At 63.9% G+C, this 24,710-nt stretch carries 20 protein-coding genes and 1 riboswitch; of the genes, 10 read left to right on the forward strand and 10 right to left on the reverse strand.

The features are described 5' to 3' along the window. Positions 1-42 precede the first annotated feature (42 nt). Both xylG and BXE_RS24080 read left to right on the forward strand, forming a co-directional pair. Positions 43-1,602, forward strand: a complete 1,560-nt coding sequence (gene xylG / locus BXE_RS24075) for a D-xylose ABC transporter ATP-binding protein (protein ID WP_011490742.1) — start codon at positions 43-45, stop codon at positions 1,600-1,602. Next, complete coding sequence (locus tag BXE_RS24080) at positions 1,599-2,798, forward strand: sugar ABC transporter permease (protein ID WP_011490743.1); 1,200 nt, start codon at positions 1,599-1,601, stop codon at positions 2,796-2,798. The genes xylG and BXE_RS24080 overlap by 4 nt, the downstream gene beginning before the upstream one ends. Before the next feature lie 26 nt (positions 2,799-2,824). Here the strand turns inward: BXE_RS24080 and BXE_RS24085 are convergent, their stop codons facing one another. Continuing rightward, positions 2,825-4,717: a tetratricopeptide repeat protein gene (locus BXE_RS24085; protein WP_011490744.1), complete on the reverse strand. Its 1,893-nt coding sequence runs from the start codon at positions 4,715-4,717 to the stop codon at positions 2,825-2,827. Between the two features lie 607 nt (positions 4,718-5,324). Here BXE_RS24085 and BXE_RS24090 point away from each other — a divergent pair. Beyond that, positions 5,325-7,595: a xanthine dehydrogenase family protein molybdopterin-binding subunit gene (locus BXE_RS24090; RefSeq protein ID WP_011490745.1), complete on the forward strand. Its 2,271-nt coding sequence runs from the start codon at positions 5,325-5,327 to the stop codon at positions 7,593-7,595. Positions 7,596-7,646: 51 nt separating this feature from the next. Continuing rightward, the gene (locus tag BXE_RS24095; RefSeq protein ID WP_011490746.1) at positions 7,647-8,108 is read left to right on the forward strand and encodes a (2Fe-2S)-binding protein; all 462 of its coding nucleotides are present in this window, start codon (positions 7,647-7,649) and stop codon (positions 8,106-8,108) included. A gap of 375 nt (positions 8,109-8,483) precedes the next feature. Here BXE_RS24095 and BXE_RS24100 read toward each other — a convergent pair whose 3' ends face one another. The 8 genes from BXE_RS24100 to BXE_RS24135 form a co-directional block, all read right to left on the reverse strand. After that, a complete protein-coding gene (locus tag BXE_RS24100) occupies positions 8,484-10,016 on the reverse strand; it encodes an efflux transporter outer membrane subunit (RefSeq protein ID WP_011490747.1) in 1,533 nt (510 codons plus the stop codon). Beyond that, entirely contained in the window at positions 10,013-11,017 is a 1,005-nt protein-coding gene (locus tag BXE_RS24105) for an efflux RND transporter periplasmic adaptor subunit (RefSeq protein ID WP_011490748.1), read from the reverse strand. Before BXE_RS24105 ends, BXE_RS24100 begins: the two co-directional genes overlap by 4 nt. Beyond that, on the reverse strand, positions 11,014-11,223 hold the full coding sequence (locus tag BXE_RS24110) for a DUF1656 domain-containing protein (protein ID WP_011490749.1): 210 nt from the start codon (positions 11,221-11,223) through the stop codon (positions 11,014-11,016). The genes BXE_RS24105 and BXE_RS24110 overlap by 4 nt, the downstream gene beginning before the upstream one ends. 55 nt (positions 11,224-11,278) lie before the next feature. After that, positions 11,279-13,381, reverse strand: a complete 2,103-nt coding sequence (locus BXE_RS24115) for an FUSC family protein (RefSeq protein WP_011490750.1) — start codon at positions 13,379-13,381, stop codon at positions 11,279-11,281. A 6-nt stretch (positions 13,382-13,387) separates the two neighbouring features. Continuing rightward, on the reverse strand, positions 13,388-13,996 hold the full coding sequence (locus BXE_RS24120; protein WP_011490751.1) for a MarR family winged helix-turn-helix transcriptional regulator: 609 nt from the start codon (positions 13,994-13,996) through the stop codon (positions 13,388-13,390). A gap of 85 nt (positions 13,997-14,081) precedes the next feature. Next, positions 14,082-15,740, reverse strand: a complete 1,659-nt coding sequence (locus tag BXE_RS24125; RefSeq protein ID WP_011490752.1) for an ATP-binding protein — start codon at positions 15,738-15,740, stop codon at positions 14,082-14,084. Between the two features lie 4 nt (positions 15,741-15,744). Then, positions 15,745-17,262: an ATPase domain-containing protein gene (locus tag BXE_RS24130; RefSeq protein WP_011490753.1), complete on the reverse strand. Its 1,518-nt coding sequence runs from the start codon at positions 17,260-17,262 to the stop codon at positions 15,745-15,747. 97 nt (positions 17,263-17,359) lie between these two features. Further along, positions 17,360-18,262 (reverse strand): LysR family transcriptional regulator, encoded by a 903-nt coding sequence (locus BXE_RS24135; RefSeq protein WP_011490754.1) that lies wholly within the window; start codon positions 18,260-18,262, stop codon positions 17,360-17,362. A 166-nt stretch (positions 18,263-18,428) separates the two neighbouring features. Between BXE_RS24135 and BXE_RS24140 the strand changes: the two genes are divergently transcribed. The 5 genes from BXE_RS24140 to BXE_RS24160 all read left to right on the forward strand — a co-directional run bounded on the left by BXE_RS24140 (position 18,429) and on the right by BXE_RS24160 (position 23,594). After that, positions 18,429-19,481: a porin gene (locus tag BXE_RS24140; protein ID WP_040125027.1), complete on the forward strand. Its 1,053-nt coding sequence runs from the start codon at positions 18,429-18,431 to the stop codon at positions 19,479-19,481. A gap of 86 nt (positions 19,482-19,567) precedes the next feature. Beyond that, a complete protein-coding gene (locus BXE_RS24145; protein ID WP_011490756.1) occupies positions 19,568-20,644 on the forward strand; it encodes a hypothetical protein in 1,077 nt (358 codons plus the stop codon). Next, positions 20,641-21,999: an MFS transporter gene (locus BXE_RS24150; RefSeq protein WP_011490757.1), complete on the forward strand. Its 1,359-nt coding sequence runs from the start codon at positions 20,641-20,643 to the stop codon at positions 21,997-21,999. Before BXE_RS24145 ends, BXE_RS24150 begins: the two co-directional genes overlap by 4 nt. A gap of 19 nt (positions 22,000-22,018) precedes the next feature. Further along, entirely contained in the window at positions 22,019-23,032 is a 1,014-nt protein-coding gene (locus BXE_RS24155; protein ID WP_011490758.1) for a hypothetical protein, read from the forward strand. A gap of 118 nt (positions 23,033-23,150) precedes the next feature. Beyond that, complete coding sequence (locus BXE_RS24160; RefSeq protein ID WP_040125025.1) at positions 23,151-23,594, forward strand: hypothetical protein; 444 nt, start codon at positions 23,151-23,153, stop codon at positions 23,592-23,594. Between the two features lie 37 nt (positions 23,595-23,631). On the opposite strand, the gene BXE_RS24165 is transcribed toward BXE_RS24160, so the two are convergent. After that, complete coding sequence (locus BXE_RS24165) at positions 23,632-24,225, reverse strand: histidine phosphatase family protein (RefSeq protein WP_011490760.1); 594 nt, start codon at positions 24,223-24,225, stop codon at positions 23,632-23,634. A 116-nt stretch (positions 24,226-24,341) separates the two neighbouring features. Next, positions 24,342-24,406, forward strand: a riboswitch (cobalamin riboswitch). A gap of 70 nt (positions 24,407-24,476) precedes the next feature. Here BXE_RS24165 and BXE_RS24170 point away from each other — a divergent pair. Then, positions 24,477-24,710, forward strand: coding sequence for a CbtB domain-containing protein (locus BXE_RS24170; RefSeq protein WP_011490761.1), 234 nt, complete (start codon positions 24,477-24,479; stop codon positions 24,708-24,710).

A 24,710-nucleotide genomic window follows, 5' to 3' on the forward strand; every position in this document is an offset into this window, starting at 1 on the left:
GCGTGTCGGCGCCGTCGCGCGCCTTATAGCGAGGCATAGCGAATGACGCAACCTCTCATGACGATGCGCGGCATCGTCAAGACGTTTTCCGGCGTGAAGGCGCTCGACGGCATCGACCTCACGATCGCACCGGGCGAGTGCGTGGGCCTGTGCGGCGAGAACGGCGCGGGCAAATCCACGCTGATGAAAGTACTCTCCGGCGTGTATCCGTGGGGCACCTGGGATGGCGAGATCATCTGGGAAGGCGCGCCGTTGAAAGCCGCCAGTGTGCGTGACACCGAACGCGCCGGCATCATCATCATTCACCAGGAGTTGATGCTGGTGCCGGAATTGTCGGTGGCGGAGAACATCTTTCTCGGCAATGAAATCACGCTGCCTGGCGGGCGCATGAATTACGCCGCGATGTATCAGCGCGCCGATGAGCTGCTGCGCGAACTCGGCATTAGCGGAATCAATGCCGCGCAGCCGGTGATGAACTACGGCGGCGGCCATCAGCAGCTGATCGAGATTGCCAAGGCGCTGAACAAGCGCGCAAAGCTGCTGATTCTCGATGAACCGTCCTCTTCGTTGACGGCATCCGAGATCAGCATTCTGCTCGACATCGTGCGTGATCTGAAGCGGCGCGGCGTGGCCTGCGTGTATATCTCGCACAAGCTCGACGAAGTGGCGGCTGTATGCGACACCATCAGCGTGATTCGCGACGGCCGTCATGTCGCGACCGAGCCGATGCGCGCGCTTACGACCGACCGCATCATTTCGCTAATGGTGGGCCGCGAGATCAAGAACCTGTTTCCGCGCGAGCCGCATCCAATCGGCGACGTGATCTTCGAAGCGCGGCACGTCACCTGTTTCGATGTGACCAATCCGCGTCGCAAGCGTGTGAACGATGTGTCGTTCGCGCTGCGGCGTGGTGAGATTCTCGGCGTGGCCGGCCTGGTCGGCGCGGGGCGCACGGAGTTGATGCAGGCGATCTTCGGGGCGTATCCGGGTGTGAGCGAGGCAACCGTGGTGATGGAGGGCAAGCCGCTCAAGATTCGCGCACCTGTGGACGCGATTCGCGCCGGCATCGGCATGGTGCCGGAAGATCGCAAACGCCACGGCATCGTGCCGGGGCTGAGCGTCGGCCACAACATCACGCTGGCGGTGTTGGGGCGCTTCGCGTCGGCTGGCCGGATCGACTCCGCAGCCGAACTCGATACGATTCACACGGAGATGAAGCGGCTCTCGGTACGCGCCGCGCATCCCATGCTATCGATTGCGAGTCTGTCGGGCGGCAATCAGCAGAAGGCCGTGCTGACACGCATGCTGCTGACCAATCCGAAAGTGCTGATTCTCGACGAACCCACGCGCGGCGTGGACGTCGGCGCGAAATACGAAATCTACAAACTGATTTTTCAGCTGGCGCAGCGCGGCATGTCGATCGTGATGGTGTCCTCCGAATTGCCCGAAGTGCTCGGTATCAGCGATCGCGTGCTGGTGATCGGCGAAGGCGAGTTGCGAGGCGATTTCGTCAACGACGGTCTCACGCAAGAGGACATTCTCAGTGCCGCGATCCGTCCCGTGCAGCGATCCCCGAACCCAACCGTAGCGAGTGCCGCATGACGCCCGACGTTACTTCCCAACGCGCCGATGAAGCCCTGCCGCGAGGCGCATTCGGCGGTCCGCAGCGCCTTCAGCAACTGTTTGCGCGCTACAAGATTCTCGCGCTGCTGATCGCCGTGGCCGCGATCTGGATTTTCTTTTCGGTGCTGACGCACGGCGCTTTCGTTACGCCGCGCAATCTGTCGAACCTGCTGCGGCAGATGTCGATTACCGGCATGCTCGCGTGCGGCATGGTGTTCGTGATCATTGCCGGCGAGATCGATCTGTCGGTCGGGTCGCTACTCGGTTTGCTCGGCGGCGTGGCGGCGATACTCGACGTCAACCGGCACTGGCCGCTCGCCGTCACGTTACCCGTGGTGATGTTGCTCGGCGTGCTGATCGGCATGTTCAACGGATGGTGGTCGACTTACCGGCGCGTGCCGTCGTTCATTGTCGGGCTCGGCGGCATGCTGGCGTATCGCGGCATTCTGCTCGGCGTGACAGGCGGCTCGACGATTGCGCCGGTGTCGGACGGCTTCGTGTTCGTCGGGCAAGGATATCTGCCGAGGCTCGCGGGCGATACGCTTGCCGTGGTGCTGTTTGTGCTGCTGGCATTTCTGACGATACGGCAGCGGCGAAACCGCGAGCGTTATCAGTTGCGTGTGGTGCCGGTTTGGCAGGACGTCGTGAAAGTGGTGGGCGCGGGCGTGATTCTCGCCGGCTTTGTCGCTACGCTCGACCGTTACGGCGGTATTCCGGTGCCGGTCCTGTTGCTGCTCGCGCTGCTGGGTATCTTTACGTGGATCGCCACGCAGACGGTGTTCGGGCGGCGCATCTATGCGGTTGGTTCGAACCTCGAAGCGACGCGACTCTCGGGCGTCAACACCAACCGCGTGAAACTGGCGATTTTCGCGCTGATGGGGCTGATGTGCGCGTTCGGCGGCATCGTCAATACGGCGCGGCTTGCTGCCGGGTCGCCTTCGGCCGGATCGATGGGCGAGCTCGATGCTATTGCGGCTTGCTTTATCGGTGGGACGTCGATGCGCGGTGGTTCCGGCACGGTCTACGGTGCGTTGATCGGCGCACTGGTCATGGCGAGCCTCGATAACGGCATGTCGATGCTCGATGTCGATGCTTACTGGCAGATGATCGTGAAGGGCAGCATTCTCGTGCTGGCCGTGTGGATCGATGTGGTGTCGGGGTCGAACCGGCGGTGAAATGGAACAAGGGAGAGGTGCGGCGGCTATATCGGTCCGGTACGGCACCAATCCGTCAGAGCCTCCCTCATTTCTTCGACAACGGTGTTCCACTCTCCGAGTTCGCGCTGGCGGAATAGCCGCATTGATGGATACCAGGGGCTATCTGTTCTGCCGGTCAGCCAGCGCAACTCCGAATACGCGGGCAAGAGTACCCAGACAGGAAGGTTCGCCGCGCCGGCAAGATGTGCGACGGCCGTATCAACGGTGATGAGCAGGTCAAGCGTTTCAAGTATGGCGAGCGTATCGGCGAAGTCTTCGATGACTGGTCCGAGCGTGTGCAAATCGAACTTGCCCGCCAGACGTTCGCTGTCGCGTTCATGCTCGCCTTTCTGTAATGAAAACCATGTCGTCCCCGGATGCTCCAATAGAGGTTTCAGCGCTTCCATACTAATCGACCGGAATCGATCCAGAGCAGTGTGGGCGCCGCCTGCCCACACTACGCCGATTCTCGCGGTTTTCTTATACGCAGTTGACGGTGAAGCTGCATTGATCCTTGACCGCCATTGGTCAACATGAAGCGGCGATGCCGAGATGTATGGCATGGCAACAGGGAGCATTGGCAGGTCGAGCTTCATATGCTCCGGCATCCTTAGCATATGGCTCCAGTAGTCGTAAGGACCGGCCGGTAATTTTGTAAACACCGATCGTACGCCGGTCATGCTGGCCGCAATTCTGGCGACGGGTTGGCTGACCAGTACATCGACAACTGCGCCTTGCTGATGCAGCCACTCGGCAAACCGGATGAACTGGATTTCGTCACCACGTCCTTGCTCGCCGACGAGCAGGAAACTAGACCCGGAAACCGGTTCGCCGTTCCACACCGGAAAATCCGGAAAAACCAACGTGGCACGCGCGAGCGGCATGGCGTAAGTCATATTGCGACGCGCCCATCCGCTCTTGAAGTCGCCCTGACTCAGTTCGAGGCATGCAAGCTGACACTGCATGACTGGATCGTCGGGCGCGAGCCGTACCGCTTCGCTGCTGTAGACCAACGCTTCTGCAACTCTGCCGCGTACGCTCAGGGCATGGGCGGCATAGTGGTGCAGCGCGACGCGTTGCGGATCCATCCTGATTGCCTGGCGGGCGACATTCAGCATGTTGGCGAAGCTGTCCACTCTGTATAGCGCGAGACACAGCGCCTGCAATGCTTCAGGATTGTCCGCTTCCCGTTTGCTGATCTGTGCGACCGCTTCGTTTACCCGCACCGTTCGATTGGCTTTGGCTAGCGCATGGATCAGATCGAACCCGTCTTGCAGGGAAGATGAATCGAGCGCCCAGGCAGATAGCCAATAATCGGCGGCGTCATCGGTTTCCCCGAGTTCGGCACTCAAACGCGCGATGGCACGTATCGCATGATGAAGGTCCGGCTCTATGGAGAGAGCCTTTTTGTATTGCACTTTCGCATCAGCAAGGCGGCCGCTGAGTCGCAGGCAATCCGCGAGATTGCGATGCAACGTTGCGGTGCTTCCAGAGAGGCCGAGCGCACGACGGTAGAAGGCTTCCGAACGTATGTATTCGCCCTTTATCGCGGCAATCAGGCCCGCGTGTTCCCACAGATCGGCACGTGCCGGATCGGCGTTTAGAGCACGCTCCAGATAAGTATCTGCTTCGGCGATTTTTTTCAGGTGCACGCACACCAGTCCCATACGATGCAGGGCATGGACGTTGAGCGGGCTTAGGGCCAATGCGCGTTGATAGCCGCTTTCCGCATCCCTCATGCGTAAGGCGGAATAGTCGGCGTCCGCGCGAGCAATCAGGGCGTCGATGTCGACGACGTAGGAATGATGGGCGGTGGCGTCAGGCATTTTCAAAGATAACCAGCTTCGCTTATGCGTGAAGTTGTGCATCTGCGCGGCGTAAGAGCGACGCAGATGCATTTCGCCAACACAAGCCTCAAGGTGTATAGGTGGCGTAAAGCACGTCGTCGTTGAGATTTGTATTTGGGCTCACTATGACGTAATAAGTGCCTGCTGCCGGGCTCGACATGATGCATTGGGCGCCACTGCCTGAAGCGAATGCTCTCACGCAAGGCGCGTTTACCGTAGTGGGCGAACCGGCCCTGAGATACAGAAGCGGTGTCACTCAACCCGCTTCCGCTACACGCGGACAGAGCCAGCGCTGTACCCATTCGTAATACGAGGGTATTCGTTTGTAAAAGTGAGAGGCAGCGGAAAGCGCTGCTTTATGTGAGCGAAAATCTACCTTGGATGTCAGGAATGGCGACGCGCCAATTGCGACATCTCCGGCCATGCCAACAAACCGTCCCAACAAACCGTCCCCACCGCATTTAATGAAACACCCCGCGACTTCCCCCCATTCCCACCTTCCCCCGCATCTCCCGCCCCGCGCCGTCCTGACCTGAACGCAAGCATTTAAGTCTCACATCGGCTCGCCCGTCTTATTACTATTCCGAGGAACAACGCCAAGGCGCCGACCGCGCTTTCATAGCTTCACAGCCAGCGTGCGAGCTGATCGAGCCATGTCATGTTAAAGCGCAGAACCTTCCTGCTCGGCGGCGCCGGCGCTGTCGGCGCGCTGCTGGTCGGGTGGTCGGTGCTGCCGCCTGGGCAGCGTTTGACCACGTCCATGCCGCTGCCGGCGCAAGGCACACAGGTGGCGCTCAACGGCTGGGTCAAGATCGCCGCCGACAACAGCGTGACGATCATGATGTGCAAGGCGGAAATGGGCCAGGGCATCCACACGGGCCTCGCCATGCTGCTCGCCGAAGAACTCGACGCCGACTGGTCGCAAGTGCGGGTCGAAGACTCGCCCATCGACAGGATCTACAACAGCGTGCAGAACATCATCGACGACCTGCCGTTTCGCCCCGACGACGACAGCGCCATCAAGCGCGCCACCGTCTGGATGACCCGCAAGGTGGTGAGCGAAGCCGGCACGATGATGACGGGCGGCTCATCGAGCATCAACGATCTCTGGACGCCGATGCGCGAAGCCGGCGCTTCCGCCCGCGCCATGCTGATCGGCGCGGCGGCCGCGCAATGGAAAGTGCCGGCCGGTGAATGCCGCGCGGAAGGCGGCCACGTGCTGCACCCGTCGGGACACAAGGCAAGCTTCGGCGAATTGTCGTCGATGGCCGCTCAGCAACCGCTGCCGCGCCAGGTGGCGTTGAAAGATCCCGCCGGCTTCAAGCTGATCGGCAAACCGCTACGCCGTATCGAAGCGGCGTCGAAGATCAACGGCACGGCGCGCTTCGGTATCGACGCGCTTCCCGACGGCCTGCTCTATGCGAGCGTCGTCATGTGCCCGACGCTGGGCGGTTCGGTCGCCAGGTTCGATGCAACGGCCGCCGGGAAAATGCCGGGCTTCATCAAGGCCTTCGCCGTCGCGCCGTATAACGGCGGCACGGGTGGCGTCGCGGTGATCGCGGACAACCCGTTTCGCGCGATGAACGCGGTCACCGCCGTGGAGGTGGACTGGCATGACGGCCCGGCGGCGAAGCTGTCGAACGCGGACGTGGACCGCCATCTCGCGCAAGCACTGGACGATGGCGACGGCCACGCCTACTACCGTCTGGGCGACGTAGACGCCGCGTTGAGCCGCGCGGCGCGTACCGTCAGCGCGGAATATCGCGCGCCGTATCTCGCGCACGGCGCGGTCGAGCCGCCCAACTGCACCGTACAGGTCACGGACGGCTCGGCCGCGGTCTGGGTTTCCACGCAAATGCCCGCGCTCGCGCGGCATCACGTGGCGAAGGTGCTGGATCTCGACGCCGACAAGGTTGACGTGCAAACGCTTCTGTTAGGCGGCGCGTTCGGGCGGCGCCTGGAACTCGATTTCATCGCCCAGGCCGCGGCGATTGCGCGCGAGGGCGGCGGCCGTCCGGTGCAAACCATCTGGTCGCGGGCCCAGGACTTTACTCACGATTTCTATCGTCCCGCGTGCGTGTCGCGGCTGAAGGCCGGTTTCGACAACGACGGCAAACTGGTGGCGTGGCAGGCCACGTCGGCCAGTCAGGCGATCGTGCCGGAATCTCTCGCGCGCTATTACGGCGTGCCGCGCATTCCGATCGACAAGACCACCTGCGAAGGCGCCTTCGATCAGCCCTACGAATGGCCCGCCGCGCGCGTGGCGCACAAGATTGTCGAATTGCCGGTGCCGGTCGGCTTCTGGCGCTCGGTGGGTCATTCGCATCAGGCGTTTTTCACCGAGGGTTTCACCGACGAACTCGCCGTGGCCGCCGGCCAGGATCCGATTGCGTTTCGCGCCGCGCTGCTCGCGCAGCATCCGCGACATCTGGCGGTGTTAAGGCGGGTTGCGGTTTTGTCGGACTGGGGGCATCCGTTGACGCATGCCGCCGACGGCGCGCCGCGCGCGCGTGGCGTTGCGTTGCACGAGGCGTTCGGCAGCGTGGTCGCGCAGGTGGCGGAGGTGTCGATCGGGCCGGATAAGGGGATTCGCGTGCATCGGGTGGTCTGCGTGATCGATTGCGGCATGCCGGTCAATCCGAATCTGATCCGTCAGCAGATGGAAAGCGCGATCGTGTTCGGTCTCTCCACCGCGTTGCAGGACGAAATCTCCCTCGTCAACGGTCAGGTGCAGCAAAAGAACTTTGTGGATTTCCCGGTCGTGCGGATCAACGATTGCCCGGTGATCGACACGGACATCATGCCGAGCCAGATGCATCCGCAAGGCGTGGGCGAGCCGGGCGTGCCGCCGGTCGCGCCGGCGGTGGCGAATGCCGTGTTCGCGTTGACGGGCCAGCGCTTGCGCTCACTGCCGTTGAAGCTCGCGTGACGCGCAGCGAATCCGAAAACGCAGCGACGAAGAAACTAGAGGAGACGGGCGATGGGATCACTGAACATCAACGGCCGCGCGGTGGCGGTGCAAGCCGACCCGGATATGCCGCTTCTGTGGGTGCTGCGTTGTGAACTCGGCATGACGGGCACCAAGTTCGGCTGCGGGCTGGGGATTTGTGGCGCGTGCATGATTCATGTGGACGGCGAAGCGAGCTTCGCGTGCCAGACGCTCATGTCGAGTCTGCATACACAGAAGATTACGACTATCGAAGGCTTGCAGGGCGCCGAAGCACAGGCACTGAAGGCGGCGTGGATCGATCTCGACGTGGTGCAGTGCGGCTATTGCCAGAGCGCGCAACTCATGGCGGCCTGTGCGCTGCTCAAGCACAATCCCAAACCCACCGACGCCGACATCGACACGGCAATGTGTCATATCGTGTGCCGTTGCGGCACCTATCCACGGGTCCGGGCGGCGATTCATCAGGCGGCGGCAAAGCGTCGGTCAGCGTAGCGCTGCCGACGCTTTTTTCGCGCTAAAGCGCTAACGCGCCGACGCAGGAAGCCGCTGCGCGAGGGTTCAACCCGCCAGCATTTCCACCACGGCGACGACCGCCGTGTAAATGCCGATGCATCCGCCCAGCGCTGCTGCGCTTTTCATGAATTGCGACATACGTATCCCCGTAATGAGTGGTCGATGGAACGTATTTAACCCGAAATGAAAGGTAAAAGAAAGATATTCAAAAATAATTCGTAAACTTGAGAGCGGAACAATAAACCGTATGGATAGGGCATGTGCTTGTGCCCTCGCGGCGGCGGTCCCGCAAGCGGCCTTGCAAGCGCGCCTCGACCCGAAGCTAGCTTCACACGCTCAAAATCAGAAGCCGCATCAAGGCGCTTTTGCCGAAGCCGCTGCGGCGGTCGGCGCCGCTTTGACCGGCATTGCGGCGGCTGCGGGCGCCGGACTGCCGGACGCATTCGGCGGATCCATTTCCCACCCGCCGCCCAGCGCGAGGAACAGGTTGACCTGATCGATCGCCACCTGGCCTTCCGCGGCGGCCGCCTGAGATTTCGTCGAAGTGAGCGTGCGCGTCGCATCCAGATCCGAAATAAACGACTCACGCCCCGCGAGATACAGCCGATGCGTTTCATCCGCGGACGCGGCTGCCGACTTCACGGCGGCGCGCAAAGCGTCGGCGCGGGCGTAGTCCGACGCATAAGTTGCCAGACTGGTTTCGGTCTCGCGCAACGCGGTCAGCACCACGCCGTCGAACTTCGCCAGAGCCACCTGGCTCGACGCCTGGGCCTCGCCCACCCGGCCACGCGCGCCGTTCGCCGGGAAGGTCCAGCTGATCAGCGGGCCGAAGCCCCAGCGCGCCGTGGGCGAGGTGCCCAGGTCTTCGAGGATCCCGGTCAAGCCGGCCGAGGCGCCGATGCTCACCGTCGGATACAGCGCCCCGGTGGCCACGCCAATGCGCGCCGTGGACGCCGCCAGTTGACGCTCGGCTTCGCGCACATCCGGGCGGCGCTTGAGCAGCGCGGCGCCGTCGCCGATCGGAATCGGCTGGCGGATTTGCGGCAGCGTGTCGCACGCGAGCACGGCCGGCGGCAAGTCGGATGGCGCGCGGGCGAGCAGCGCGGCGAGCCGGTACTGGGCAATCTTGCGGCGTGCCGTATAGCGCGGAATATCCGCCGACAGCGTATCGACCTGGGTCTGCCCGCGCGTCACGTCGGGCTGATTACCGCGGCCCGCGTCACGCAGGCGGCGCGAGACGTCCACGCGCTGCTTCTGCAGGGAGAGCGACTGTTGCGCGATTCTGAGCTCATCGGCTGCCGAACATTGCTCGACGTATGAGCGCACCACGTCCGCCACCACGGTGATCCGCGCGAGATCGGCCGCGGCCTGCACGGACTCGCTGTCTGCCTGCGCCGCTTCCACGCCGCGCCGCAGCTTGCCGAACAGATCGATTTCATACGAGACGCTGATGCCGATGTCGCCTTCATTGGCGACCGGCAGTTTCTCGGTGAGCAGGTATTGCTCGGCGGATTCCTGCGCGCGTTCGATCAGCGCCGAAGTCTTGCCGGAGAAACCACCTTGCGCCTGCGCGACGCCGAGCGCTTCGCGCGAGCGCGCGAGGTTCGCCGCCGCGACGCGCAAGTCGGTGTTCGATTGCAGCGCCTCGTCGACGAGTCCGTTCAGCACCGGATCGTCGTACAGCTTCCACCATACGGGCGGCACGTTGCGACGCGTGGTCAGGGCCGCGTCGGCGCCTTCGATCGGCGTATTGGCTAGCGGCGCGTTGACGAGCGCCTGTTGCGGCAACGCATAGTTGGGGCCGACGTTCATGCAGCCGTCGAGCGCGGCGGCCAGCGGTAATAGTGGCAGCAGCGGCAATAAGGGCAGGGCGCGCGACAGCTTCATTGCGACGCGCCCGAGATCACCGCGGCCGAAGCAGCCGGAACAGTGGACGTAGCCAAGGTCGAAGAAGAAGCGGACGCACCCACCGCACCCACCGCACCCACCGCATCCGCACCCGGCCGCGTCTTACCCCCCGGCGCAAGATCGCGCACCGACACCGTCGCGGTGCGTCCCGCGATCATGCGGAAATCGGCGGGCACTTCGTCGAGCGCCACGCGCACCGGAATCCGTTGCGCGAGCCGCACCCAGCTGAACGCCGGGTTCACGTTTGGCAGCAGATTCGTGCCCTGCGAGCGGTCGCGATCCTCGATACCGGCGACAATGCTCTGCACGTGTCCGCGCAGCACGTCCGGCTCGCCCATCACCTTGATATCCACCGGTTGGCCGATGCCGATGCCGCGCAGCTTGGTCTCCTCGAAATAACCGTCGACGCGGAACGAATGCATGTCCACCACCGAGACCACCGCCCGCCCCGCCGCGACGAATTCGCCGGCGCGCGGCGCGCGGTCGTTCAGATAACCGTCGACCGGACTCACGATCGTGGCGCGTTGCAGATTCAGCTTCGCGGTATCGATCGCAACGTTTGCATCAGCAAGCGCGGCTTCGCCCTGTTCGACGCGCGAGCGGCTTTCTTCGGACACCTCCGCCGCCACCAGGTTGCCGAGCTTGCGATTGCGCGCGTCTTCGCGGCGCGCCTGATCGAGCGTGGCGCGGCGTTGTTGCGCGGTGGCCTGCGCCTGGCGCAGCGCGAGCGTATAGCGCGCCTGATCGATCACGAACAGCACCTGGCCTTGCCTGACCTGCTGGTTGTCCACCACTTCGACCGACGAGATCAGCCCCGAGATGTCCGGCGCCACCTGGATCACGTCGGCGCGTACGTGTCCGTCGCGAGTCCACGGGGCGAACATGTAGTAGTCGACCAGTTTCCACAGCACCAGAGCCGCGGCCACGACGACGATCAGGGTGAGCAGAATCTGCCCGACGGAGAACCAGGTTTTTTTCACGTTATTAGTCTGTGCGAAACGACAACGACAAGGCCCAGCACCAGCACATAGATGCCGAGATCGAAGATGGAGCGATGCCAGACGAAGCGGTAAAAGCCGACGCGCGCAAGCACCGTGCGGATCGCCAGGTTGACCAGATACGCGATCAACATCAGCACGAGCACGGCCGGCACGAACACGCCGAAGATATCGATTTCACCGATCATCGCGGAGAGTGGAAAGAGGTGGAGACGGTCGGAAACCGGTGACGGGCGGCGTGCATCACGCGGCAGCCTCCGGCTCGGGCGGCGTCGGTATTATCAAGGTGGCCGGAAACAGCGCCAGACGCAAGCCGACCAGCGCGTGCAGCGCGTCACGCAACTGCCGCGCCGACGTTTGCGAGGTCGCGCTCGGCGCGCCGGCGTTGGCGAGCCCCTGCACCGTTACGCGCGCCACGGCGGCGTCGATCGACGACATCAGGCTGTCCGGCACCGGCTCGCGCTTGCGGCGCGCAACACAGCTTTCGTAGTATCGACGCACGTCGTCGAGCACGTGGTCGATCGCGGCCGGCGCTTCGCCGCCGAGCTTGCGGGTCAGGCGGCGCAGATCGAGCGCGTTGAAGGCAATGCGCAGATCACGAAAACTCTCGATCGACGGATGGCGATGGTCGTCGGTGGCGGCGAGGCGCGGGATCAACTGCATCAGCCGGTCCACCATGCGCGCGGCGAGATTGCGCGGATCGTCGATTGGCCGTGTCGACGCCGTGAGCGCCACGTCGGCCCAGCTCGACCGCAACAGGCGGGCCGCCGCGAGTTCGGCGCCGAACGGCCGCGTCACGCGAGTCCACACGTACGCGTAGAGCAGCCCGGCGAGGCCCGCGAGATTGCTGTTCAGGAACACGAAGAAGTTGGCGTCGTAAGCGTCCTGAATGCTGATAAAAGTAGCCGTGTTCACCGCGACCAGCACGGTGGCCAGGTTGAACTGCGGGCGCGGAATCAGCGTGCCGACGAAGATGAACGGCGCGGCGAACATGACGACCAGCATGGGAAAGTCATGCACGTGCGGCAGCACGGCGAACAGGTAGACGCCCGCCGCCACCACGCTGATCGCGGTGGCCACGAAGAAGCGGAACACGAACGGCGCGGGCTCGTCGAGCGCCGCGAAGAAACAGCATGCCACGGCCGCGAGCGTCACCGCGCTGGCGCCGTCGTTCCAGCCCGAGCCGATCCACAGACTGCACGCGAGAACCACGGCGGCCGCGGCCGAACCGGTCGAGAACAGCATGATGCCGTGATCGTAGAAGCGCTCGGTGCCGCCCAGCCGCCAATGGCGAAAGCGCGGGCGCCACGAGCCTTCTTCGCGCGTGATGATGATGCGCAGCGAGCGGCAGTCCTGCCAGACGTCGATCACCTGCTTCATTCGCCACAACGCGTTCGAGAGCAGCGCGCCGTCCCAGCTCGCCAGCGCCGACGGCGGCGGCTGCAGCGCCGCGATGCGCTCGCGCAAGGCGTCTGCCGTCGGGTCGGGATGATAGCCTTCGCTCACGGCGGGCATCGGCTCATTGAACCACTCGATGAGATCGGCGAGCAGGCTTTCCAGCCCTTCAGGCCACGTCTGGCGGCTGCTGTTGTAGAGCGCGATCAGCGGATCGGCGAGCGCCGACATGATCGGCAGCAGCAACTGCTGGCGCCCGCGCAACTCATGCGCGCGCGCCAGCACGTCGGGGCGCGTGTGATCGTAGGCAAGCTGGCTCAGCAGCAGTTCCAGCCCGTTGATGGTCGCCGCGATTCGCTGCCGGGCGCCCGACACCGCCGAGCCGGCAATGCGGCCGGACAGCGTTTCGGTGGCATAGAACGCGGCGTCGCGAAACCATGCGTCGGTCCGCTCGATGATGGTGGGCGCAAGCCGGCTCGGAAACAGCGCGCTGCCGACAATGCTCGCGCACACGATGCCAAGCGTGATCTCCTCGGTGCGGCTGACAGCGAGATCGAACACGCCGGTTGGATTGGTCACCGAAGGTAGCGCGATGATCGGCATCGTATAGCCGGCCAGCAGGAACACGTAACTGCGCGCGGTGCGGTCGGACACTGCGAGATACAGCAGCGTGCCGGTCCACAACGCGACGATCACGCTGAACAGATACGGCGATTCGACGAACGGCGGCACCAGCAGCACCGCCGCCGAGGCGCCGAGCATGGTGCCGAGCGCACGGTACAACGCCTTGGAGCGGGTCGCGCCGACAAACGGATTCGACACGATGTAGACGGTCGCCATTGCCCAATACGGGCGCGGCAGTTCGAGCGCGAGACCGATGTAGAGCGCGGTCATCGCCGCGGCAAAAGTCTTGACCGAGAACAGCCAGTCGCGAAGGGAAGGGTAGACCATAAACCGTTACGCCGGATCGCCGGTCTCGTGCGGCGCGGCGGGCTCTGCCTTGCCTTTGTGCGACCTGTTCTCTCTGGCTGCCTGGCGGAGTTGGCCGCCGGTTTGCGCCGCTTCGCCCGCGGTGCGTTGATCGGCCCGGCTACCTTCTTCGGCGCCTGGCTCGCTGCTCTGACCGGCCGGTTCGGCGGTTTCTCCCGTGAAAGCGGCCAGCACGCGCAAGGTCGCTTCGAGATCGCTGCGCGAGACGTCTTTCAATGCCTGCGCGCGCAGCGTGACCAGTTCTTCTTCCATTTTCGCGGTGACGGCGCGGCCTTCTTCGGTGAGCACCACGGTTTTTGCACGCCGGTCTTCGGGGTCTTCGTCGCGGCGCATCAGCCCCGCAGCGCACAGTTGATCGAGCAGCCGCACGAGCGAGGGCCCCTCGATTCCAATGTGATCGGCTAACGTGACCTGGCGCACCGCCGAGCCGAGCCGGCTGGCGGTCAGCAGCGGCGTGGCGCATGCTTCGGAAACATTGAAGGCGGCCAGCACGCCGTGGCTCGTGCGCCGCCACTTTCGGGCAGCGACGACCAGCGTGCTGCTGACGGTGCGGCGCAAGGTATCCAGATTCGGCATGGCCGCTATTGTATTTGCAAAAACTTCGTTAGCAAACTATTGAATCGAAGTTTTTATCGCGCCGCGCTCATCCATCAAAACGCGCTCACGCTGCGAGCCCAAGCCTCACCGTACGTGCCAGGTCATCGAGCTGAAACGGTTTGCGCAGGATCGTGCAGCGCTTCACCGCCAGTCCGGAAATATCCACGTCCGCATAGCCGGTTGCGAGGATCACCGGTAGATCCTCGCGCAGTTTGCGCGCCTCCGCGATCACGTCGATCCCGTTCATGCCGGGCATGGCGAAGTCCACCATCAGCAGGTCCGGTTTGTCGTCCTGCAAACGGTTCAGTCCGGCGCGTCCGTCGGCGGCTTCGGTCACGGTGTAGCCGAGCATTCTTAGCGACTCGACGAGCATGGCGCGCACCTCGCCGTCGTCTTCGACCACCAGCACGCGTTTTTCGCCGACCGCGTTCGCTTCCGCATTCGACGTCGCTTCGGCTTGCGGCACCACGCGTTCGCGCAACGGTAGCCAGATCTCGACGGTGGTGCCCACGCCTTCCTCGCTGAAGAGACGCGCGGTGCCGCCGGCCTGCGTCGCGATCCCGTAGACCTGGCTCAGGCCGAGTCCGGTTCCCTTGCCGATCGGCTTGGTGGTGAAGAACGGATCGAACACGCGCGACACGACTTCGGGCGGCACGCCCGAACCGGTATCGGCGACTTCGATCACCACATAGGGGCCGGCTTCGAGCGTCTGATCCGGCGCTTCGCGCTCTTTCACGCGAATCCCGAGCTGGCCGCCGGCCGGCATGGCGTCGCGCGCGTTGATGGCGAGATTGAGGATGGCCAGTTCGAGCTGATTGGCGTCGGCTTCGGTCCACAGCTCCGCGCCGTCGAACTCGTTGGTGTAGCGAATGCTCGAACCGAGCGATACCGTGATGATGTCGCGCATGCCTTGCAGCAACGTCACCACGTCGACCGCTTTCAGGTCGAGGTTGCTGTTGCGCGAGAAAGTGAGCAACTGTCCTGTCAGTTTCGCGCCGCGTTCGGTCGCGCGTTTGACGGTGGCGGCCATGCCGCGAAGGCGCTCGTCGCTGCTCACGCGAGCGATCAGCTCCGCGTTGACCATGATGACGTTCAGCAGATTGTTGAAGTCGTGCGCGATGCCGCCGGTGAGTTGCCCGAGCGCTTCCATTTTCTGCGATTGCACCAGCACGGCCTGCACTTTGGCGCGCTCGTGAATCTCCATCATCAGCCGGTTGTTGGCGGAAGCAAGCTCGTGGGTGCGCTCTGCAATGCGGCTCTCCAGCGAGTCGTTCAATTGCACCAGCGCATCCTGCGCCTGGATCCGTTCGGCGAGATGGCGGCGCGTCTCGTATTGGCGCGCCCGTGCCCGTAATGACGACGCCACCGCGCGCCGCAGCGTTTCCGAATTCAGCGGACGTTCGAGTACGACCACGTTGCCGAGCCGCTCGAGCACTTCCAGCCCGCGCTCCGAGCGATGTCCGACGCGCGGCGCGGCGAGCAGCGTGAACGGGAAGTCGGACCATGCCGGCTGCTGTTCGAGCCAGTTGAACAGGCGCATTGCATGGTCGCCCGCCAGCGCTTCTTCGGCAATCAGCGCGGCGCCGGCGCCGGCATCCAGCGCGGTGGTGAGCGCGTCGGCATCGTGGCATGCCACGCACATGCGGTCGTCTTTGCGCAGTACTTCTGCGATCACATCGGCGTCGCGGCCAAACGGCGCGAGGATAAGAACGCGTTGTTCCATAACCTCACTTCCCGGGCGTTTCGATGACGCGGTTCGTCGCCCCCAGCAGGGCAGTGCTGCCACGATAAGCCGGCAGTCCGGAGAGTACGCCTTCGAAGTCGCGCAGCGCGTCGCCCACCTCAACGCCGTTCACGCCGAGACGGAACTGCCGTATCGAGCGTTCGTGGGCGTTGGCCCGGCTCTTCACGGCGGTGATGGCGGTGAGCACTTCGCCGTGGTGTTCGAAATAGCGGAACAGCACGACCACGTCGCTCAGATAGCTGATGTCGATATCGTTCTGCACCTCGCCGATAATGCCGTGCTGCCCCAGCACGAGCATCGTGACGATGCCTTGCTGGTTGAGATAGCCGAGCAGTTCGTGCATTTGCAGCAGCAGATAGCGCTCGCCGGGCATGGCCTGGAGGTAAGCGTTCAGACTGTCGATTGCGACGTACCTGACGCCCTTCTTTTCGACCGAACGGCGCACGTCGCTCGCGAACTCGCCCGGCGAGATTTCCGCCGGATCGATCTGGCGCAGCGTCAGCAAGCCGCTCTCGACGTGCGGCGCGAGATATATGCCGAGCGTCGCACAGCGGGTCATCAGGGTGGTGAGGGTTTCGTCGAACACGTAGTAGACACAACGCTCGCCGCGTTCCAGCGCCGCGATCAGGCACGACACCACCGTGGTGGTCTTGCCCACACCCGAGGGGCCGATCATCAGCGCGTTGGTGCCGGGGATCAGGCCGCCGCCGAGCAGCGCGTCGAGTCCCGCCGTGCCGGTGCTCACCACCTCGGTGCTGAAGTCCGCGTGATGCTCGGCCGCAACGAGACGCGGATAGACATGGATGCCGCCGGTGTCGAGCGTGAAGTCGTGGTAGCCCTCGCGGAACTTGATGCCGCGCATCTTGGCGACGCGTGCGCGGCGGCGGTTGCCGCCATAGTCGTGCACGAGGTTGTCGAGGCTGATCACGCCGTGCGCGATGCTGTGCAGCTGCACGTCGCCGGGGTCGGACGAATTGTCGTCGAGCAGCAGCACGGTGCATTCGCGGGTGGCGAAATAACGCTTGAGCGCGAGAATCTGCCGCCGGTAGCGCAGCGGGTTCTGCGACAGCAGCCTCAGTTCGGAGAGGCTGTCGAGCACGATGCGAGCGGGTTTGAGTTCGTCGACATGCTGGATCACGTTACGCACGGTCTCGCCGAGTTCGACTTCGGCCGGGTGCAGCACGGTCTGCTCGTATTGCGGGTCGAGGCCTTCGTCGGAAAGCAGTTCCAGAATCGTGAACCGGCTGATGTCCCAGCCATGACTTTCGGCCACCGCGATCAACTCCGGGCGGGTTTCGGACAGCGTGATATACAAGCCGCCCTGGCCTTCTTCGACACCCTTGAGTAAGAACTGCAAGGCCAGGGTAGTTTTACCTGTACCGGGCGCTCCTTCCACGAGGTACATGCGGTGCGGTGTGAGACCGCCTCCCAGGATGTCGTCGATTCCATCGATTCCTGAGGACAGGCGGGCCGGTGTGTCGGCGTCGTGTCGGTTTGACATGGCGTGATGTCGCGTGGCGTTTTGGCGTCAGTGAGAGGCTGAGGATGTGTCAGCCGGTACGCCGAGCACGCAATTTGTGTGCCCATTAGCGCTGGCGTTACAGGGCCGCGCGCGCCGTCACGAGCTGGATAAAGCGCGTGGCCGCGCTGTTGTGCAACGCCGTGGGATAGGCGAGGTGCAGCGGCGCGCTCAGTTTCGAGGGATTCGCAAGCGTGCAATACACCGTGCCCACCTGGTCATAACGCTGCATGGAGGCGGGCACCAGCGTCACGCCGAGACCCGCCGCAACCAGGTTGATGCCCGACACCATGCGCGGCACTTCCCGTGCGATTCGCGGGACGAAGCCGGCCTGGCGGCACGCCGCGAGGATATCGGCATACATGCCGGGCGCGCCCGGGCGGCGGACCAGAATGAAGTCTTCGTGCGCCAGCGCCTTGAGCGGCACCTGTGGCCGCTTTCTGCCCTTGAGCAAGGGATGGCCGACCGGCAACACCACGACCATCGGCTCGTCGAGCAGCAACTCGAAGGCCACGCCTTCGCGCGCTTCGACCGGCTTGCGTAGAAACGCCGCCTGAATCTGACCGGCGGCCAGGCGCTCGATGATCTCCGCCGCATTCAGCTCGGCAAGCTCCACGGCAACCTCGGGACACACCGCGCGAAACGCGCGGATCGCTTCGGTCGTGAACGGGTGAAACGCAGCGGAGCTCGTCAGCCCGATCGAAACCGTGCCGAGTTCGCCGCGCGCAATTCGGCTCGCCTTCTCCACCGACTGCTGCAGGTCCTGCAGCAAGCGTTGCGCGTCTTCCGCAAAGGCCTGCCCGGCCGGCGTCAGGGTGACGCCGCGGGGCATGCGCACGAAGAGTTCGAAGCCGATCTCTTCTTCCAGCGCTCGAATCTGCTGCGAAAGCGGCGGCTGTTGCATGGCGAGCCTTTCAGCCGCCCGCGTGAACTGGCCTTCTTCGGCCACCGCCAGAAAGTAACGCAGATGCCGCAGCTCCATGATGTTTCGTCTCCCGGACAGCGTGCGAAGGTTGGTTCGCCGCCATATTCAATAGATATGGGTGGTGCGTAAAACAGGTATTTTACATTTACCACGCCCGATCCTACGATCTCGTCCATCGCATGGAATGAACGCGAAATACAACAAGATCCGACAGGAGACGTCAGTGAAAAAACAATATGCGGTGGCCGCTTTGGCCGTGGTGAGTTGCGCGGGTGCGCATGCTCAGGCATCGGTCACGTTATACGGTGTGATCGACACCAACCTCGAATTTCTCAACCATGCGGGCGCCAGCGGCGGCTCGCTGGTTCGCGAGAATTCCGGCGGCCTGAGCAACTCGCGCTTCGGCTTTCGCGGCGCCGAAGATCTCGGCGGCGGCAATAAAGCGTTCTTCATTCTCGAAGCGGGCTTCAACGGCAACGACGGCACCAATGCGAGTGCCGGCGTGCTGTTCAATCGCACGGCGGCGGTGGGGCTTTCCAACGCGTACGGTGCGCTGTCGGCGGGCTTGCAGTACACGGCGATGTACGACACGCTGATCAAATACGACCCGATGGTGTTCGGCCAGCAATACACGTGGATGCCGACCACCGGTTCCGTGGATGGCTTTTCGTTCAAGGCGCGCGTGAACAACTCGGTGAAGTACGTGGGCCGCTTCGGCGGTTTGACGGCGACGGCGGATTACAGCTTCGGTGGCTCGGCGGATTCGTTCCAGAGCAGCGCCGCGTACGGCGGCGCGCTCGACTACGATACCGGCAGCTTCGCCGCGGCCGTGGCCTACGACTACCGCAACGGCGCGATCAACTCGACCGGCATGTGGACCAAATCGCGCAACTGGAGCGCCTCGGCGCGCGAGCAGCTCGGCAACGTCACGCTCATGGGCGGCTATGAGCACTATTTGTACGACCCGACCAAGGGCAAGTCGGTGTCGTCGGCGTTGTGGTTCGGCGGTGTGCGTTATCTGATCGCGCCGGATTTCCGCGTGACGGCGGCCGCGTACTACCAGAGCAACAAGGCGGACAACGTATCGAACTCGTTGATGGGCGTGCTGGGAGCGGACTATATTCTGTCGAAGCGGACCGATGTGTACGCAACCGTCGCGTATGCGGCGGCCACGCACTACGCCAACGACGAATACACGCCCGTCGGTTTGACGAGCGATACCGCGTTCGGTCCGAACCAGACCGGCGTGACGCTCGGTATCCGGCATCGGTTCTGAGCATTCGGGTTCATTCGGGTTCTTCAACGACGGATTTGACGATGCGCCGCGTTCAGCACAGTACACGGTGATCAGGAGCAAGCTGCATGACTTTCAACCTTTCGCGACGTCTCGCCGTGCTGTGCGCCGCAACTGGCGCTGCACTGCTCATGACGCTCGCGCAACCCGCGTTCGCCGTCCACGCTTACGAGCCGCATCTGAAGCCGGTGGCGACGGTTTCGGATACGCGCTTCACGCTCGACACGCCGCAAGGGCACGCCGAGTTTCCGCTGTATCTGTCGAAGGACTGGAGCGTCGCGCAGCCGCAGGTGACGCGTGCGGTGATCGTGATTCACGGCAAACTGCGCAATGCGGACGTGTACTTTCGCACCGCGCAAAAGGCTCGCGACGCGGCCCACGCGGACCCCGACGCCACGTTGTTGATCGCGCCGCAGTTCCTCGCGACGCTCGACACGCGCGTGCACGACGAACCCGCCGATCTGCTGCGCTGGAGCGGCGACGCGTGGATGGGCGGCGACGCGGCGCAGGCGCCGTTGCCGATCAGTTCATACGAAGTGCTGGACGCGATCGTCGCGCGTCTTGCCGATCGCAAGCTGTTTCCGAATCTCCGGCACGTCGTGTTCGCCGGGCATTCGGGCGGTGGGCAAGTCGTGCAGCGCTACGCGGTGGCGGGGCGCAACATTGCCGCGCTGACCGACGAGGGCATCGACGTGCGTTACGTGGTGGCAAGTCCGTCCACCTATGCGTATTTCGATGCGCAACGGCCCAACGCGCAGGGCGTTGCAGCGCCGTTCGATGCCGCGCAATGTCCCGACTTCAATCAATGGAAATACGGCATGGACAACCGGCCGCCTTATCTCGGCGACCGCACGCCCGCGCAACTGGAGGCGACCTATGCGGCACGCCGGATCGACTACCTCGTGGGCGGCGCGGACGACGATCCGCAACAGAACGCGCTCGACAAAACCTGCGCGGCCGAAGCGCAAGGGCCGCAACGCGTCGCGCGTGCCGAGGCGTACTACCGGTATATCCAGTCGCGTCATCCGCACGGTCTGAAGCAGCGCTTTCATATCGTGCCGGGCGTGGGGCACAACGGCTCGCGCATGTTGACGTCGGTATGCGCGCTGGCGGCGATGTTCGACACTCAGGGATGCGAACAATGAGCGAGGCAATCTTGAATCAGCGTGATGGCGCAGCGTCGGGCGCCGATGCGTCGAACACATTGAGTCCGGCAATGGTACGGCGCGCGATCTTCGCCTCCGTGCTCGGCAATGGACTCGAGTGGTTCGACTTTCTGATCTATGGCTACTTCGCGAAGATCATCGCGCAAGTGTTCTTTCCAGGCGGCGGCGGTTTCGTGTCGATCATGCTGACGCTCGCCACGTTCGCGGTGGGTTTCATCGTACGGCCGATCGGCGGCATTCTGCTGGGCATCTACGCGGACCGGGCAGGGCGCCGCAAGGCGCTCTCGCTGCTGATCATTTCAATGGCGGCCAGCACGCTGTTGATGGGCCTCACGCCGGGTTATGCGAGCATCGGCATCGCGGCGCCGTTACTGGTGGTGCTCGCGCGCCTGCTGCAAGGACTCTCCGTGGGCGGACAGTTCGCGACCGCCTCGGCGATGCTGGTCGAGTATGCGCCGCCGCACAAGAAGATGTTCTATGGCAGTTTCAACATGTCGGCGCAGGCGTTCGCGTTGCTGTTGTCGTCCGGGGTCGGCTATCTGCTGACCACGCAGCTCACGCATGAGCAACTGGTGGCGTGGGGCTGGCGTCTGCCGTTTCTGTTCGGCGCGTTGGCGGGGCCGTTCGGCTTCTATATCCGGCATCGCGTGGCCGAGTCGCCGGAGTTCGAACGCCTGCTCGATCACAAGGACAAGCCGCCGCGCGTGACGATCCGCCAGTTCTTCCGCGATAACGGCGATGCGGCGATCTGCGCGATGGGCGTGATCATAATCGGCGCGGCGACCAATTATGTGTGGCACTCATATCTGTCGGTCTATGTCGAACGGCAATTGCATCTGCCGCTTTCCACTGCGTTGCTCGGCGCATTCGTGTCAGGCGTGCTCAATCTGTTTCTGTTTCCGCTGTCGGGCAAGCTTGCCGATCGTTACGGCGCGTACAAACTGTTCTATCCGATCGTGATCGCGTGGATGGTCTGCGTGTACCCGCTCTATCACTTCGTCGTGACGAATCCGACGCCGGGGCATCTGTTCATCGCGCAGATGATCGCGACCGTGTTCCTCGCCGCAATGTCCGGTGCGCATCCCGGCATGCTCGCAACCTTGTTCCCGGTGCGCAGCCGCTCGGCGGGCGTGGCGCTGTCGTACAACATTGCGGTGACGCTGTTCGGCGGCATGGCGCCGCTCACCATTACCGGCTTGACCCGCGTGACCGGCAGCAGCCTCACGCCCGCGTTTTACCTGATTTTTGCCGGCTTCGTGTCGCTCGCGATGGTGTACTTCACGCGCGCCGGACGCATCTCGGGCGGCGCGGCGGCGAGGCCCGCCACTCATTGATCAACCACGAGCGTATTGCATGACCCAGCCTTTGATCACAGACGACGAACGCGCGCCGAATGAACGCCCGGTTGCGGTCGTCGCGAGCCGGCATCTGAGCGTTACGACGCGAGCCGGCAGCGGCACGGTGCCCGTATTTGCGAACGGCGACTGGCTAGCGCCGACGCGTGAAGTCCGCCGCGCCGTGATTCTGATTCACGGCCGACTGCGCAACGGCGATACCTATTACGATCTCGCCGAGCGGTCGTGCGCGCTCGCGGGCGGCAGCGCGGCCGATACGCTGCTGATCGTGCCGCAGTTTCTCGCGACCGCGGACGTCGAGGCGCATGAGCTGCCGCCGTCCACGTTGCATTGGGACTGGACGAGCTGGATGGGCGGCGAAAACGCCGAAGGTCCCGCGCCGATCAGTTCGTTCGAGGTGCTCGACGCGATTTTGCTCACGCTCGCTTCGCGTGAGCAGTTCGCGTCGCTTGCCGAGGTGGTGATCGCCGGGCACTCCGGCGGCGGCCAGGTCGTGCAGCGCTATGCGGTGGTGGCGCACAGCGAGGCGCCGCTTACGGCGCGTGGTGTTGCGGTGCGCTATGTGGTCGCGAATCCTTCGTCGTATGTGTACTTCGATGCGATGCGGCCCGTCGCGTCCGGCGAGTTCGCGGCGTTCGATCGGGCGATGTGTCCGTCGTTCAATCGCTGGAAGTATGGGCTCGAGGATTTGCCGGCTTACGCGAGCGACCCGGATAGCGCGGCTTGCGCTGCGGCGCTCGAAGCGCGCTATGTGCAGCGTGACGTTACGGTGCTGCTCGGCGGTGAAGATTGCGATCCGCTGCATCCCGCGCTCGACCGTTCTTGTGCCGCGCAAAGCCAGGGGAGTCACCGGCTCGGGCGCGGACTGGCCTATGCGCGCTATATGGCGGCGCGGCATCCAGAAGGATTGCCGACGCACCGGACGTTTGTGGTCGATGGGGTGGGGCATGATGCCAAGGGGATTTTCTCGTCGGCTTATGGGTTGGCTGCCTTGTTCGGCGCCGGCCTGTGATGCGGGTTGCGGAGTGGTTCATGGAGTTATGCACTCGGCGCACATAGGCACGAAGCGTGCTGCTGCGCTTGATGCCTGTTTGATGCTACCTGTGTGTCACTTCGAGGACCGCGCCGATATGAACAGAATCCGACTGGTTGCTACCGTACTTGCCGCTGCGTCGCTAGGCGCCTTGCTGCCGTGCAGCGGCGCGTATGCCGACGATGCGCCCAGCCCATGTACATCGCTGAAACGGATCGTGGCGGCCGCGCCGGGCGGCCTCGCCTCGTTGACGCCGGACGACGGTAAAGGCATCGCGCAACCCTATGGCGACGACGCGCAATGTTCGGCAAGCCACGGCAGCTATCAATGCACGTGGACGCCGCATCACGACGCCGGTTCGAACGCGGACGCGCTGCAAGCTGTCGCGGCGGACGTCGCGTCGTGTCTGCCCGACGCGACGCACGATCAGAATTCGCCGGGACGTCAGCATTTTTATCTGGGCGCGAAGGGCAAACGCACCGGCATTACGCTGACACCGACGGGTGCGAACAAGCTGCGTCTGGTGGTGTCGGGCAAGTGATGTGGGTCAGGTGATTTGCGTCGCGGCACGAGACCCGCTACTGCGACGCCGGCCACCATGTCCAGCCACGCGATGAGCGCCGCAACTCGATCGTAGAAAGCGGCGCGATTTCAATGCGCGAAAACACCACGGGCGATGCGCCCAGCGCAGACACAATTGCTGCCCGCAGCACTGGCGCGTGGGTGACGGCGATCACGTTGCGCGTATGCTTCGATGCCGGATCCGCCACGCGGCGTAGCGCATCGAGCCATTCTCCTATCCGCTTCACGAGGTTGCTGAACGACTCGCCGCCGTGCGGCGCGGCGTCGGGATCGCGTGTCCATGCCGCGAGGTCTTGCGGCGCTTCGACCGCGAGGTCGGCGAGCCGCCGTCCCTGCCATGTGCCGTAGTTCATCTCCGCCAGCCCGACATCCACCGACGCGGCAAGGCCCAAGGCCGCTGCCGTATCACGCGCGCAGACGGCAGGGCTGACGTAGGCTGCCGCACCTTGTCCGATCGCCGGTGTGATGCGCGCGGCGTAGGCGTGGGCTTCGGCGAGGCCGCGGGCGTCGAGCGGGTCATCGGCGGGAAAGCGGCCTGCGCGCTGGGCGGCGGTCGAGGCGTGGCTGATCATCAGCAGCCGTGTGTCCATTCTGTTCATTTCCTGTGAGGCTACGCCGAAGCTGGACGCCGGTTGGGCACGAAGCGCACGCCTGGGGTTGCCGGGTACCGGAGTTTAGCGCGTAGAATAGCCGGACTGCGAAGCGCGGAAGCCGGTGAAAGCCCGGCGCGGTCGCGCCACTGTAATCGGCAGCCCAAGCCGAAAGCCAGACCTGAGCTTCGCATCATCCCTCTGCAATGACCAATGACTATCGGGGCGCGTAACCCCAGGAGATGTCCATCATGACTGAAGCCGTTTTCAATTCCGCTTCCCGGCCTGCTTCCCAACCCGTTGCTCAACCCACGCCGATTCCGCTGCGCGAGTTGTTGCCGTGGCTCGTGTTCGGCGGTTTGCTGCTGTTGCTTGCGCTTTACTTCGTGGGTGCGGAACAGGGCGCCACATCGCTCGTGCCGGGTATGTACGTGCATGAGTTCGTGCACGACGGCCGCCATCTGCTCGGCTTTCCCTGCCACTAA

This window comes from Paraburkholderia xenovorans LB400 (assembly GCF_000013645.1).
GTDB lineage: Bacteria > Pseudomonadota > Gammaproteobacteria > Burkholderiales > Burkholderiaceae > Paraburkholderia > Paraburkholderia xenovorans.

Coding starts and splice junctions, on each gene's coding strand:
- BXE_RS24170 (WP_011490761.1), top strand. CDS start 24,477: ATGACTGAAGCCGTTTTCAATTCCGCTTCCCGGCCTGCTTCCCAACCC.
- BXE_RS24120 (WP_011490751.1), bottom strand. CDS start 13,996: ATGCCGAATCTGGATACCTTGCGCCGCACCGTCAGCAGCACGCTGGTC.
- BXE_RS24100 (WP_011490747.1), bottom strand. CDS start 10,016: ATGAAGCTGTCGCGCGCCCTGCCCTTATTGCCGCTGCTGCCACTATTA.
- BXE_RS24165 (WP_011490760.1), bottom strand. CDS start 24,225: ATGGACACACGGCTGCTGATGATCAGCCACGCCTCGACCGCCGCCCAG.
- BXE_RS24150 (WP_011490757.1), top strand. CDS start 20,641: ATGAGCGAGGCAATCTTGAATCAGCGTGATGGCGCAGCGTCGGGCGCC.
- BXE_RS24115 (WP_011490750.1), bottom strand. CDS start 13,381: ATGGTCTACCCTTCCCTTCGCGACTGGCTGTTCTCGGTCAAGACTTTT.
- xylG (WP_011490742.1), top strand. CDS start 43: ATGACGCAACCTCTCATGACGATGCGCGGCATCGTCAAGACGTTTTCC.
- BXE_RS24095 (WP_011490746.1), top strand. CDS start 7,647: ATGGGATCACTGAACATCAACGGCCGCGCGGTGGCGGTGCAAGCCGAC.
- BXE_RS24085 (WP_011490744.1), bottom strand. CDS start 4,717: ATGCATCTGCGTCGCTCTTACGCCGCGCAGATGCACAACTTCACGCAT.
- BXE_RS24080 (WP_011490743.1), top strand. CDS start 1,599: ATGACGCCCGACGTTACTTCCCAACGCGCCGATGAAGCCCTGCCGCGA.
- BXE_RS24155 (WP_011490758.1), top strand. CDS start 22,019: ATGACCCAGCCTTTGATCACAGACGACGAACGCGCGCCGAATGAACGC.
- BXE_RS24130 (WP_011490753.1), bottom strand. CDS start 17,262: ATGTCAAACCGACACGACGCCGACACACCGGCCCGCCTGTCCTCAGGA.
- BXE_RS24145 (WP_011490756.1), top strand. CDS start 19,568: ATGACTTTCAACCTTTCGCGACGTCTCGCCGTGCTGTGCGCCGCAACT.
- BXE_RS24110 (WP_011490749.1), bottom strand. CDS start 11,223: ATGATCGGTGAAATCGATATCTTCGGCGTGTTCGTGCCGGCCGTGCTC.
- BXE_RS24135 (WP_011490754.1), bottom strand. CDS start 18,262: ATGGAGCTGCGGCATCTGCGTTACTTTCTGGCGGTGGCCGAAGAAGGC.
- BXE_RS24125 (WP_011490752.1), bottom strand. CDS start 15,740: ATGGAACAACGCGTTCTTATCCTCGCGCCGTTTGGCCGCGACGCCGAT.
- BXE_RS24090 (WP_011490745.1), top strand. CDS start 5,325: ATGTTAAAGCGCAGAACCTTCCTGCTCGGCGGCGCCGGCGCTGTCGGC.
- BXE_RS24160 (WP_040125025.1), top strand. CDS start 23,151: ATGAACAGAATCCGACTGGTTGCTACCGTACTTGCCGCTGCGTCGCTA.